This is a genomic window from Vibrio sp. 2-2(8), assembly GCF_963888495.1.
GTDB lineage: Bacteria > Pseudomonadota > Gammaproteobacteria > Enterobacterales > Vibrionaceae > Vibrio > Vibrio anguillarum.
The window spans coordinates 1-13,193 of sequence record NZ_CAWPJM010000052.1 but is presented as its reverse complement, the minus strand read 5'-3'; the positions used below and the strand labels follow the sequence as shown (position 1 = coordinate 13,193).

General features: G+C 45.4%; 9 protein-coding genes, 1 tRNA gene and 1 rRNA gene. 7 read left to right on the top strand and 4 right to left on the bottom strand.

Annotated elements, in window-relative coordinates; all coding sequences use genetic code 11:
- Positions 1–104 precede the first annotated feature (104 nt).
- The gene (locus AACV12_RS14135) at positions 105–842 is read left to right on the top strand and encodes an RluA family pseudouridine synthase (RefSeq protein WP_094125738.1); all 738 of its coding nucleotides are present in this window, start codon (positions 105–107) and stop codon (positions 840–842) included.
- Positions 843–871: 29 nt separating this feature from the next.
- Positions 872–1,834: a D-2-hydroxyacid dehydrogenase gene (locus tag AACV12_RS14130; protein ID WP_115339314.1), complete on the top strand. Its 963-nt coding sequence runs from the start codon at positions 872–874 to the stop codon at positions 1,832–1,834.
- A 66-nt stretch (positions 1,835–1,900) separates the two neighbouring features.
- Here AACV12_RS14130 and AACV12_RS14125 read toward each other — a convergent pair whose 3' ends face one another.
- From AACV12_RS14125 to pepA, 3 genes are all read right to left on the bottom strand, one after another.
- The gene (locus AACV12_RS14125; RefSeq protein WP_026028556.1) at positions 1,901–4,762 is read right to left on the bottom strand and encodes a valine--tRNA ligase; all 2,862 of its coding nucleotides are present in this window, start codon (positions 4,760–4,762) and stop codon (positions 1,901–1,903) included.
- Between the two features lie 94 nt (positions 4,763–4,856).
- On the bottom strand, positions 4,857–5,306 hold the full coding sequence (locus AACV12_RS14120; RefSeq protein WP_013855996.1) for a DNA polymerase III subunit chi: 450 nt from the start codon (positions 5,304–5,306) through the stop codon (positions 4,857–4,859).
- A 67-nt stretch (positions 5,307–5,373) separates the two neighbouring features.
- Positions 5,374–6,882, bottom strand: a complete 1,509-nt coding sequence (pepA, locus tag AACV12_RS14115; RefSeq protein ID WP_010318842.1) for a leucyl aminopeptidase — start codon at positions 6,880–6,882, stop codon at positions 5,374–5,376.
- A 189-nt stretch (positions 6,883–7,071) separates the two neighbouring features.
- Between pepA and lptF the strand changes: the two genes are divergently transcribed.
- Together lptF and lptG are read left to right on the top strand one after the other, a co-directional pair.
- Complete coding sequence (gene lptF, locus AACV12_RS14110; protein WP_013855997.1) at positions 7,072–8,172, top strand: LPS export ABC transporter permease LptF; 1,101 nt, start codon at positions 7,072–7,074, stop codon at positions 8,170–8,172.
- 3 nt (positions 8,173–8,175) lie between these two features.
- Complete coding sequence (lptG, locus tag AACV12_RS14105) at positions 8,176–9,246, top strand: LPS export ABC transporter permease LptG (protein ID WP_017049807.1); 1,071 nt, start codon at positions 8,176–8,178, stop codon at positions 9,244–9,246.
- Between the two features lie 62 nt (positions 9,247–9,308).
- On the opposite strand, the gene AACV12_RS14100 is transcribed toward lptG, so the two are convergent.
- Entirely contained in the window at positions 9,309–9,830 is a 522-nt protein-coding gene (locus tag AACV12_RS14100) for an RDD family protein (RefSeq protein ID WP_081265531.1), read from the bottom strand.
- Between the two features lie 153 nt (positions 9,831–9,983).
- Between AACV12_RS14100 and AACV12_RS14095 the strand changes: the two genes are divergently transcribed.
- From AACV12_RS14095 to AACV12_RS14085, 3 genes are all read left to right on the top strand, one after another.
- Positions 9,984–10,068 (top strand) — tRNA-Leu (locus tag AACV12_RS14095).
- Between the two features lie 248 nt (positions 10,069–10,316).
- Positions 10,317–11,567: an HD-GYP domain-containing protein gene (locus AACV12_RS14090; protein ID WP_017045406.1), complete on the top strand. Its 1,251-nt coding sequence runs from the start codon at positions 10,317–10,319 to the stop codon at positions 11,565–11,567.
- A 628-nt stretch (positions 11,568–12,195) separates the two neighbouring features.
- Positions 12,196–13,193 (top strand): 16S ribosomal RNA (locus tag AACV12_RS14085); the annotation flags it as partial.

Here is a 13,193-nt window from a genome sequence, read left to right as displayed (position 1 = left end):
ACTTACTGACGATTTCGTGATTTAACGAAACTAAGATGACTCTTCTCTATTGGCTTGGCGGAGAGGTTGTTATAATGCGCCGATTTTTTTAGGAGAAACCTTCGATGGCTATGCTTGAATACACGCCGCCCACAGATCCTTGGATTGATATTGTCTATGAAGATGATCAGATTCTCGCGGTGAATAAACCTTCAGGTCTGCTGTCGGTTCCAGGACGCTTGCCTGAGCATCACGACAGTATGTGGAGTCGTTTGGCTGAGCAATATCCAGAGATCCAAGTTGTGCATCGTTTGGATATGTCGACTTCTGGCTTGATGGTGCTGGCAAAAAATAAATACGCGGAAGGGGCATTGAAAAAGCAGTTTCAATACCGTTTAACGCATAAAATTTATTACGCTCGCGTGTGGGGCGTAATGGAACTTGACGAGGGGGCGGTTGAATTACCCCTGATTTGCGATTGGCCAAATCGGCCTAAACAGAAAGTCTGCTTTGAAGATGGAAAACCATCAAAAACTTTATATCAAGTAGCGAAAAGAGAAGAAAAAACGACAATTGTACGTCTTCTTCCTGTAACTGGCCGTTCGCATCAATTACGTGTGCACATGCAAGCTTTGGGGTATCCGATTGTGGGTGATGAGTTTTATGCCCCGCAAGAAGCGCAAGATTTTTCCGATCGCTTAGCGCTGCATGCCGCAGAGCTCAGTTTTTATCATCCAAAGAGTCATTGGCTGCGCAATATTTTTGTCGGCTGTGATTTTTATCCCGAAGCACAAGAGCAAATTTTGCAACACTTTGATCCTGAGCGAAAATTACCAGATTACAAAACGTTGCCCCGACCTTAGTGTGATGTGGGTGGCGACAAGGAGCTGATATGTCACTACCCACGGTTGTCTTTCTCGATAGGGCTACAATCCCTGCTTATATTCGATTGCCAAGCTTACCTTTTGCTCATCATTGGCTTGAGTTTGACTTTACTTCTGCCGAACAAGCGCTCGATCGCCTATCTCAAGCCGATATCGTAATCACCAATAAAGTGGTGCTGGATAGGGCGCTACTCTCACAATGTCCGAAACTGCGCTTGATTGCTGTGTCGGCCACAGGCGTCAATAATGTCGATATCGATTACTGTCGTGAAGCAGGCATCGCACTGGTGAATGTTCAAGGCTACGCCACCCGTTCTGTTCCGGAACATGTCGTTGGGATGATTTATGCCTTAAGGCGTCACCTGTTTGCTTATCATCAAGATATTGCCAATGGTGAGTGGCAGCGCAATCAACAATTTTGCTTTTTTACTCATCCGATAGGGGATGTTGCAGGTTCAACGCTTGGTATTGTGGGGAGTGGCGCGCTCGGACAGGCAACTGCAACGTTAGCACGAGCGATAGGCATGCAGGTGATATTTTCTGAACGAAAGGGGGCCAAGTTATGCCGACAAGGTTTTATGCCCTTTGAACAAATGTTAGCGGAGGCGGATGTTGTGAGTTTACATTGCCCATTGAGCGAGCAAACCCGAAACCTGATAGGTGAGAACGAATTAAAGATGATGAAGCCTAATGCATTGTTGATTAACGCAGGCCGTGGTGGTTTGGTTGATGAGCAAGCACTTGTGACAGCATTGAAATCTGGGCAAATTGCTGGCGCTGGAGTGGATGTATTCAGTCGTGAACCAGCGGACAAAACAAATCCCTTACTAGCCAATATGGATTTGCCAAATTTGTTGCTCACACCACACGTGGCATGGGGTAGTGACTCAGCTATTTCACAATTGGCAACGATTTTGATGGATAACATTGCCGCGTTTGAGCGTGGAGAGCACAAAAATCGCGTCTGCTGATGGCGTGAATAAATAAAAAAGGTCGGTATTTTCACACCGACCTTTTTAATGGTAACGCAATCGCGATTATAGCGCGGCTATTGTCGCTTTCTGTTCTTCCAGTTTAACCAAGGTATCTTGATAGCCATTCAGCTTTTGACGCTCGATAGCGACAACGGCTTCGGGTGCTTTAGCGACGAACCCTTGGTTATTGAGTTTGCCTTCAATGCGTTTGATTTCACCTTGAGTTTTAGCAATCTCTTTTGCTAAGCGCTCTAGCTCCGCATCTTTATCAATCAAACCAGCCATTGGGATCATCAACTCAGATTGACCAACCAGCGCCGTTGCACAAGCGGGAGTCTCTTCACCCTCTTCAAGAACGCGTAGTGCCTCCAGTTTAGCCAGTGACAACAGTACCGCTTTGTTCGCTTCTAAACGTGCCACTTCTTGCTTGTTGGCGGCTTTTAGCATCACGTTAAGAGGTTTGCCTGGGTTGATATCGTACTCGGCACGTAGGTTGCGAATGCTAGTAATAAAGGCTTTCACCCATTCGATATCATCTAGCGCCGCTTGGTTGAAGTTCGCTTCATCGTACTGAGGCAGAGCTTGCAGCATGATGGTGTCGCCTTCAACGCCGTCCACTAATGGCTTAATGCTTTGCCAAATGGTTTCAGTGATATACGGGATCACTGGGTGCGCGAGGCGTAATGTTTTCTCTAATACCGTAATTAATGTACGGCGCGTTGCACGTTGCTGCGCTTCACTGCCTTTCCATAATACGGGTTTAGTCAGCTCTAAGTACCAGTCGCAGAATTGGTTCCAGATGAATTCGTAAAGGGTATTTGCCGCCATATCTAAACGGAAGTTGTTGATATGGTTGTTGAACTCTTTAGCCGTCAATTCAAATTGAGACTCGATCCATTTATCGGCTAACGAATACTCAAGCTCGCTACCTGCGTTAAAGCCACAATCGAGATCTTCGGTATTCATCAACACGTAACGGCTCGCGTTCCAGAGTTTGTTACAGAAGTTGCGGTAACCTTCTAGGCGTTTCATGTCCCAGTTGATATCACGACCGGTTGAAGCCATCGCTGCTAGCGTGAAACGCAGTGCGTCGGTTCCATAAGGTTCGATACCATTTTCAAAGGTTTTACGTGTATTTTTCTCGATCTTGGCTGCAAGCTGTGGCTGCATCATGTTGCCACAACGTTTTTCAACCAGAGACTCAAGATCAATACCATCGATCATGTCGATAGGATCAAGCACGTTGCCTTTAGATTTTGACATTTTGTCGCCGTTTTCATCACGGATAAGGCCTGTGACATAAACAGTTTTAAATGGCACTTGTGGTTTACCATTCTCATCTTTACAGAAGTGCATGGTCATCATGATCATGCGTGCAACCCAGAAGAAGATGATGTCGAAACCAGTAACAAGAACGTCAGACGGGTGGAATGTTTTTAGTGCCTCAGTGTTTTCTGGCCAGCCTTGTGTACCAAAAGTCCAAAGAGCGGATGAGAACCAAGTGTCCAATACATCATCATCTTGGCGCAGTACCACCACTGGGGCTAGGTTGTTTTGTTCGCGCACTTCTTCTTCGCTACGGCCGACATAAACGTTGCCGTCGTTGTCATACCAAGCAGGAATACGATGACCCCACCAAAGTTGGCGTGAGATACACCAATCTTGCACGTCACGCATCCATGAGAAGTACATGTTTTCGTACTGCTTAGGCACAAATTGAATCTCGCCATCTTCAACGGCTTTGGTTGCGACTTCCGCTAGTGGCGCTGTGCGTACGTACCATTGGTCGGTCAGCATTGGTTCGATAACCACACCACCACGGTCACCGTAAGGAATGGTGAGGTCGTGATCTTTGATTTCTTCAAGCAGACCGAGAGCTTCAAATTCAGCTACGATGGCTTTACGTGCCGCAAAGCGCTCCATGCCTTGATATTTAGCAGGTAGATCGCTGCTGTAAGCGTCACTTGGTTCACCATTGGTGTTGAACACTTCGGCGGCGTCACGAATATTGGCATCAAAGGTGAAAATGTTGATCATCGGCAGTTGGTGGCGCTTACCGACTTCATAGTCATTGAAATCGTGAGCAGGGGTGATCTTCACACAGCCTGTGCCTTTTTCCATGTCTGCGTGCTCATCGCCCACGATAGAAATGCGGCGATTGACGATTGGCAGCATGATCTCTTTACCGATCAGAGCTTGGTAGCGTGGATCTTCAGGGTTAACCGCTACACCTGTGTCACCCAGCATGGTTTCAGGACGAGTGGTCGCAACAACAATGTAGTCTTTACCGTCTGCTGTTTTTACGCCGTCAGCCAGTGGGTAACGGAAGTGCCACATGTGACCTTTGACGTCTTTGTTTTCTACTTCTAGATCAGAAATTGCAGTGTGCAGTTTTGGATCCCAGTTCACAAGACGTTTACCACGGTAGAGTAAATCTTCTTGGTAAAGGCGAACAAACACTTCTTGAACGGCATTGGATAAGCCCGCATCCATAGTGAATCGTTCACGATCCCAGTCTACCGATGCGCCAAGGCGGCGAAGCTGTTTAGTGATGGTACCACCTGATTCGCCTTTCCATTCCCAAATTTTGTCGATGAAGGCATCACGACCGTAATCGTGTTTGGTTTTGCCTTCTTCTGCGGCAATTTTACGTTCAACCACCATTTGGGTAGCAATACCGGCGTGGTCTGTACCCACTTGCCATAAGGTATTTTTGCCTTTCATGCGTTCGCAGCGGATCAAAGTATCCATAATGGTGTCTTGGAATGCGTGACCCATATGAAGGCTACCAGTGACGTTCGGCGGTGGGATCATGATGCTGTACGCTTCTTTTGATGTATCACCGTGAGGCTTAAAGTAGCCGTTCTCTTCCCAAGTCTGATACAGAGCTTGTTCGATTGCTGTTGGGTTATATGTCTTTTCCATAGTGCTCTTAAATGGATACTGTGAATGGTTAATCTTAGTCAAACTTCATAAGTGAAGGATCTTGTTAAAGATCGCCTTAACTATAAGGTTTGACCTATGGATGTTGGATCTCGATTGTTTGCAATTGGTAGCCAGCTTGACGGTAGATTTTATACCTTTCGCGTGCTCGTTGCTTTGCTTTTTCTTCGCAGGGGACGAAGTCTACCACCTCAGCAAAGGCGTTCGCAAAGGTTGTATGATTATCCGCCACATTTATTACCAGTTGACGATTCCAATTGGGTTTGACGTTGGGGTAGCCAATCTCGATATGAGTAGAGTATTTCGGGCCTTCACCCACCAGATTGTGCGCGACAAACTGTTCTGCAGGCACTTGCCATAAATGTTCGGCAAACTGTTCAGCGTGAGTTTTATCATCACAATGCAGATAAATTTTTGCCCCTTGTTTGGCGAAGTGATGAGCCAGAAATAGGATATATTGCTCAAAGCCTGCCTGCGTTGCTTGAGGGCTTTCTTCGTTCACAATGTAAAAGGTGGCTCGCTGCATGTTGTCACCTACTATCTAATCGCTCATCAACAAAAAAGGGCCTTGCGGCCCTTTTCACATTTTGAGGTTATTCCTCAGACTCTTGGCCGCTGCGGTTCAATAAGAACTGGACGAGCAATGAGACGGGACGACCTGTTGATCCTTTTGCTGCTCCTGACTTCCATGCCGTGCCAGCAATATCCAAATGCGCCCAGTTATATTTCTTAGCAAATTTAGATAAGAAGCAGCCAGCGGTAATCGTACCACCAGGGCGACCACCGATGTTTGCCATATCAGCAAATGGGCTCTTTAGCTGCTCATGGTACTCGTCGGCCATTGGTAGACGCCATGCGCGATCGCTTGCTTGTTCTGAAGCATTAACCAATTCATGCGCCAATGGGTTGTGGTTTGAAACCACGCCACTGATGTGGTGACCTAATGCAATCACACAAGCGCCAGTTAGTGTCGCCACATCTACCACGCAATCGGGTTCAAAACGCTCAACGTAAGTGAGTGCATCACATAGAACTAAGCGACCTTCGGCATCGGTATTGAGTACTTCAACCGTTTGGCCAGACATAGTCGTGAGAATGTCACCAGGGCGATAGGCATTGCTGCCTGGCATGTTTTCACAGCCGGCTAATATACCCACGACATTTAATGGCAATTTCAATTTAGCCAATGCTTTCATTGCGCCAAAGACTGACGCCGCACCGCACATGTCATACTTCATTTCATCCATGCCTTCGCCTGGTTTTAATGAAATACCGCCGGAATCAAACGTTAGGCCTTTACCCACCAACACAATTGGTTTTGCATCTGGATCTGGGTTGCCTTTGTACTCAATGACCGACATCATCGACTCATTTTTTGAGCCACGACCGACAGCGAGGTAAGAGGTCATGCCCAACTTTTCCATCTCTTCTTCACCAATGATTTTGGTGGTGACGCTCTCGTAGTCGTCCGCTAAGCGGCGCGCTTGAGATGCAAGATAAGCTGGGTTGGCAATGTTTGGTGGCATATTGCCAAGATCTTTCGACGCTTTCACACCGGATGCAATCGCAAGGCCGTGTGTAATCGCGCGCTCACCTAAGTTAAGCTCACGGCGAGTCGGTACGTTAAAGACAAGTTTGCGCAGTGGGCGGCGAGTCTCAGGTTTCACGCTCTTGAATTGATCAAAGGTGTATAAGCCATCTTTCGTTGCTTCAACCGCTTGGCGTACTTTCCAATAAGTATCGCGGCCTTTAACGTGTAGTTCAGTCAGAAAACATACGGCTTCCATTGAACCCGTTTCGTTCAGTGTGCTGATGGTTTTTTGAATGATTTCTTTGTACTGACGTTCGCCTAATTCGCGCTCTTTACCACAACCTACCAGTAAAACGCGTTCAGACAGAACACCAGGGACTTGATGCAGCAGTAGCATCTGGCCGGGTTTACCCTCGAGATCACCACGGCGAAGTAGTGAACTAATATAGCCGTCGCTGATTTTATCAAGCTGCTCTGCTACTGGAGAAAGGCGGCGTGGTTCGAACACTCCAACAACGATACATGCGCTACGTTGTTTCTCTGGACTGCCACTTTTTACACTGAACTCCATGCGTACTCCTACATCCTGAAGACAAATAGAACTAAATGTTAGATAATGCGCTCTTAGTGGTTGAATCCGAGTTTGGATCTACTTTTAATTGAACGCCCAACAGTTAGTGAAAATTTTAAAAATAAAAGGTTCAACGGGAAATTATAGTGATTCAATCAAAAAAACAAGTTTTGTATAGGTAATTTCAGCGTGATTATTGTTAGATATTTGATCCGCGAGACACTCAAGAGCCAATTTGCGATCTTTTTCGTACTGTTTCTCGTGTTTCTTAGCCAACGATTTATTCGCGTTTTGGCTGAAGCTTCCGATGGTGACATTCCGGCACGAATGATCTTATCTATTGTGAGTTTAAATATGCCCGCAATGGGGTTATTAATGCTGCCTTTGAGTTTGTATATCGGCATCTTACTGACTTTTGGGCGTTTGTACGCAGAAAGCGAAATTACGGTGATGAATGCTACTGGTATCGGCAATAAATTTTTGATCCGTGCTGCGCTCTATTTGGCTTTGATCACTTCAGGTGCTGCAGCATTTAACGCATTCTGGTTGGCACCTTGGAGCCAAGACAAAGAAGCACAATTAATGGAGCAGCTCGCAGCAGAAAATAGTGTTGATTTGCTACAGAAAGGACAATTTCAACGCACACCAGATGGTTCCTCAGTAGTTTTCATCGAAAATATTGAAAACAAAAAACTGCATAATGTGTTTGTTGCGCAGCTTGCACCAAAGGATTCGATACTCCCAAGTGTGATGTTCTCTAATTCTGGTGATGTTAAAGAGCTCAGTGATGGCCGTCAGATGATCACCATGTATGACGGGATTCGCTATGAAGGCGTGCCAACACGCGTTGATTATATGATCACAAAATTTGACGAATACGAAGGTTTAATTGGGCAGCGTGAAGTTAAACCCAAAGGACGCGATTGGGAGGCGTTACCGACATCCAATCTGCTTTCCAACCCGGATCGAAGAGCGAAAGCTGAGTTGCAATGGCGAATTTCTCTGGTGATTTGTATTCCGTTACTCACCATGCTGGTGGTCCCTTTGTCGGCGGTTAACCCTCGGCAAGGACGCTTTGCGAAAATGGGACCTGCAATCTTAATTTATTTGGCCTATTTTATGGCCATCAGCGCAACCAAGTCCGCCATTGAAGATGGCTCACTTGCTACGGTGATCGGTATGTGGCCAATCAATGCTGCGTTACTTTTGGCGGCGATTTCAGTGAATATCATGGACAGTGTGCCAGTGCGGCGCTTCAAAGATAAACTAAGACTAAAGAAGGCAGCATAACGCGTGTTTAAGATTTTAGATTTATACGTCGGCCGTACTATTGTTGCGACAACCTCGTTAGTGCTGGCGACCTTTGTTGGTTTGTCCGGCATTATCAAATATGTTGAGCAATTGAGAAAAGTCGGGGAAGGAAGCTACGATTTACTGCAAGCTTTACTGTTTGTGGTGTTGAGCATTCCTCGTGATATCGAGATGTTTTTTCCTATGGCCGCCTTACTCGGTGCGTTGATTGGGTTAGGTATGTTGGCATCAAGTTCTGAGCTCGTTGTCATGCAAGCTGCGGGGTTTTCTAAGCTTAATATCGGTATGTCGGTATTAAAAACCGCAGTGCCATTAATGATCATTGTCACCTTACTTGGCCAATGGGGAGCACCCCAAGCGCAGAAGATGGCGCGAGATCTGCGAGCTTTTTCTCTCTCTGGCGGTAGTATTGTTTCAGTGCGCAGCGGTGTGTGGGCGCGCGATGTGAATGATTTTATCTTTATTGGTAAAATTGATGACAACAAACTCTATGGCTTAAATATGTGGCGCTTTGATAACAATAAGAGTTTGCAAAACATCCTTTTTGCCGAAGAGGTGGATTACGATAAAGACAATCAATGGGTAATGAAAAATGTTCAAATCACCGACATGCGCGATGATGTATTGATAACAAAGCAAACATTACCTGAATACCTTTGGACGACCTCATTAGCTCCAGACAAACTGGCGGTTGTCACGGTCAAGCCTGAAGAGTTGTCACTGAGTGGCTTGTATGATTATGTCAGCTATTTAAAAACGTCGGAGCAAGATGCTTCACGGTACGATCTGGCGTTGTGGCGTAAAATTACTCAACCTTTTTCTATTGCTGTGATGATGCTAATGGCACTGTCGTTTATTTTTGGGCCATTGCGCAGCGTTACTATGGGCGCAAGGATTTTGTCAGGCGTGATTGCAGGCTTTACATTTTATATTTCCAGTGAGTTTTTCGGCCCACTGAGTCTTGTTTATGGTATCCCACCAGTGTTTGGTGCCGTCGCACCAAGTTTGGTGTTTCTCAGCGTTGCCGTAATGTTGTTAAGACGAAAACTCTAAAAATGACAGGTAAGAACTATCAACAAAAAGGAAGGTTTGTCCTTCCTTTTTGTTATTCCGACTCAATTAACTTTAGGAAGTACCACTACTTTCGTTTTGGCCCAAATATCTTGGAACCCTCTTTTTTGTTGATCAAAGGGTACGGTGAGGTTTGCCAAGCCAAAGCCTGAGGTGAACAAACGTATTAAAGCTTGCGTGGCGCTGATTGAATTTCCATCTTGTTCGTTAATTATCAAAAGTCGCCAAGCACGCATCCCTAATGTCTGGCCTGCTCTTGTCCAGAAAAAGACGAAGAAGTAGACCCAGACAGCGGCAAGGTAAAATGTGTAAACATAGCTCCAAATGGGATGACGAGTGAGAAGGTCGCTGACATCTGCATACGAGCCATAGCCCATCACATTCAACGCAACGAGAGCTTCTAATATAGCAACGACAACACCAGCAGCCATCATCTCAAGAGCAATGATGATTAATGCATCGTAAATGAGCGCACCAAATCGGCGTAGTAATCCGGCAGGCGGTAGAGAAATAGAGTTACTCATCATATCTAAACATCTTTTGTATTCGCGAAATTGCAGCAGCATATAGCCTCGGAGAGGATCTGAAAAGAGAAGAGACGCACAGCTTGAAGGTTTGTGGCGAAAATATCGGCAAACGATTTGTATTTCAATATTTTGTTATTGCGCCAATAACTTTCTTACGTATAATGCCAACCATCAAAGGGCAATGCCCAAGATGCCGGTGTGGTGAAATTGGTAGACACGACGGATTCAAAATCCGTTTCCTTCGGGAGTGGCGGTTCAAGTCCGCCCACCGGTACCATAATTTAAACAACAAAGCCTCGACGAAAGTCGGGGCTTTGTTGTTTTTGTCCTCGAAATAATAGTCCACTATCTTAGATGAATGGGACTCTTTTGATAGCCTTCACATACTTCTATATTGAACAGCGCACATTTCTTGCTTCTAGCCATACACATTTATATCAACACTACTAATATGTAGTTGATGAACTTTTGAGTGACTTCTTTTAAACTCATTAACTACTTAGTACTTAAGGTGTTATATAAATTGTGGCAAGCATAAAAATCACAGTAGATAGATTGCAGCCTGGCCTGCACATTAAGTTGCCCGTAAAGTGGAACGAACACCCCTTTCTTTTTAATAGCTTTAAGATTAAATCCCAAGAACAGATTCAATTGATAAAACACTTGGGGATTCAACATGTTTATATCAATCCTGCGCAAAGCGATACTCAACCCTTACCTGTCAATACGCAGCCGGAAGCCATAGAAGAATCTTCAGAGATGGAGAGTGAGGCTGAAAAATTGTGGGAAGAGAAGCAGAAACGGATTGAAAAGTTGAACGCATATCGTCGGCGAGTTCTAAACTGTGAAAAAGAGTTTGAGCGTTCTCTATCCCGTATGCGTGCGGTAATGAACAAGATACGCAATCGGCCAGAGGATGCGATAGATGAAGCTTCAATTTTGGTTGAAGATATCGTCGATAAGCTACTGAGTGAAGATAGCGTTACGCTGCATTTAATGAATGGCAAAAGTGAGTTTGAAGACATCTACTTTCATTCACTCAACGTTTCGGTCATTGCAATGATGATAGGAAAAGCGAAAGGGTATGATGCTCAAAAAATCAAAGAACTTGCTTTTGCTGCGCTGTTTCATGATATAGGCAAAATTAAGGTTCCCACCGCGATTGTTAGAAAGAAAACAACACTGACAGAGCCCGAACAAAATTATCTCAAATTACATACTAAGTATGGTTTGGATATTGCGAGTCATATCGATAGCTTTCCAGAAAGTGCAAAGAGAGTAATAGAACAGCATCATGAACTCAATGACGGCAGTGGGTATCCGCTTGGTTTAAAGGAAGCGGCTATTGATGAGCTTTCACAGGTCATTACGGTCGCGAATGTATTTGATAATTTGTGTCATCCCAATATCGTTGCAGAGCAGAAGATTCCTTATATTGCACTTTCCTATATGTATAAGCATTGTAATCATTTATATAGTAACGAAAACTTAAACGTATTAGTTAAATTTATGGGCGTTTTCCCTCCGGGAACCGTTGTTCAGCTTTCTAACAATATGGTTGGGTTAGTCATCTCCGTAAACGCCAGTCACTTACTATATCCTAATGTATTGATTTACGACCCTTCGGTTCCGCGAACCCAAGCGCCCATTATTGATTTAGCTGATCGAGATTTGAAAATTGTTAATGCCATTCTTCCGCATAAACTTCCGGATAAAATCCGAGACTATCTTAACCCACGCTCTAGAATCTCTTATTTCTTCGATAGTGATGAGTAATATGCTTCTTTGTACTGCCTCAGTGCGAGCTTTCATTGACGAAGAAAAGCACGCAATATGAAGTGTGTCACCTCAATGCTCTGGTGATAGCAAGGAGATTTAGAGAGGGAAATAGGTCGCTAATTAATCGATATTTAACGCTTTGGTGTCTTTTTGTTCACTTGAGCTATCAGAAGGTACTTTTTTCTAAAAACTGCTTGCACTCATCTTCGTTCTCCCTATAATGCCGCCTCACTGACACGGCACAGCCAGTAAGGCTTCAAGCCCAACCAGCCAGCCAATCAGTAGGTCAAATCAGTAAGACGAAATAATTTAATAAAGTGTTTGACACTTTTCATTATCTCGCTAGAATGGCCGCCTCTTCAAAGGAAGCCTCGGCAAGCCAGAGAAGAACGCTCTTTAACAATATAAACCTATCAATCTGTGTGGGCACTCGTTGATGATAATCAAAAAAGATTTATCAATGAACTGAGTGACCAATCAGAATCAAGTTTACTTGATTTTGGCACAGTCAATTCATTGTTGTTCTGTTGGAACAACAATAGCTTTAAAATTACTTTTTTACTTTCGAGTAAGAGCAGTTTTGAAGTCAGTATTCATTGAGCCGGTCTTAGGACCAACAAAACTTTAATTGAAGAGTTTGATCATGGCTCAGATTGAACGCTGGCGGCAGGCCTAACACATGCAAGTCGAGCGGCAGCACAGAGGAACTTGTTCCTTGGGTGGCGAGCGGCGGACGGGTGAGTAATGCCTAGGAAATTGCCCTGATGTGGGGGATAACCATTGGAAACGATGGCTAATACCGCATGATGCCTACGGGCCAAAGAGGGGGACCTTCGGGCCTCTCGCGTCAGGATATGCCTAGGTGGGATTAGCTAGTTGGTGAGGTAATGGCTCACCAAGGCGACGATCCCTAGCTGGTCTGAGAGGATGATCAGCCACACTGGAACTGAGACACGGTCCAGACTCCTACGGGAGGCAGCAGTGGGGAATATTGCACAATGGGCGCAAGCCTGATGCAGCCATGCCGCGTGTATGAAGAAGGCCTTCGGGTTGTAAAGTACTTTCAGTCGTGAGGAAGGTGGTGTTGTTAATAGCAGCATCATTTGACGTTAGCGACAGAAGAAGCACCGGCTAACTCCGTGCCAGCAGCCGCGGTAATACGGAGGGTGCGAGCGTTAATCGGAATTACTGGGCGTAAAGCGCATGCAGGTGGTGGATTAAGTCAGATGTGAAAGCCCGGGGCTCAACCTCGGAACCGCATTTGAAACTGGTTCACTAGAGTACTGTAGAGGGGGGTAGAATTTCAGGTGTAGCGGTGAAATGCGTAGAGATCTGAAGGAATACCGGTGGCGAAGGCGGCCCCCTGGACAGATACTGACACTCAGATGCGAAAGCGTGGGGAGCAAACAGGATTAGATACCCTGGTAGTCCACGCCGTAAACGATGTCTACTTGGAGGTTGTGGCCTTGAGCCGTGGCTTTCGGAGCTAACGCGTTAAGTAGACCGCCTGGGGAGTACGGTCGCAAGATTAAAACTCAAATGAATTGACGGGGGCCCGCACAAGCGGTGGAGCATGTGGTTTAATTCGATGCAACGCGAAGAACCTTACCTACTCTTGACATC

Coding starts and splice junctions, on each gene's coding strand:
- AACV12_RS14135 (WP_094125738.1), top strand. CDS start 105: ATGGCTATGCTTGAATACACGCCGCCCACAGATCCTTGGATTGATATT.
- AACV12_RS14130 (WP_115339314.1), top strand. CDS start 872: ATGTCACTACCCACGGTTGTCTTTCTCGATAGGGCTACAATCCCTGCT.
- AACV12_RS14125 (WP_026028556.1), bottom strand. CDS start 4,762: ATGGAAAAGACATATAACCCAACAGCAATCGAACAAGCTCTGTATCAG.
- AACV12_RS14120 (WP_013855996.1), bottom strand. CDS start 5,306: ATGCAGCGAGCCACCTTTTACATTGTGAACGAAGAAAGCCCTCAAGCA.
- pepA (WP_010318842.1), bottom strand. CDS start 6,882: ATGGAGTTCAGTGTAAAAAGTGGCAGTCCAGAGAAACAACGTAGCGCA.
- AACV12_RS14100 (WP_081265531.1), bottom strand. CDS start 9,830: ATGCTGCTGCAATTTCGCGAATACAAAAGATGTTTAGATATGATGAGT.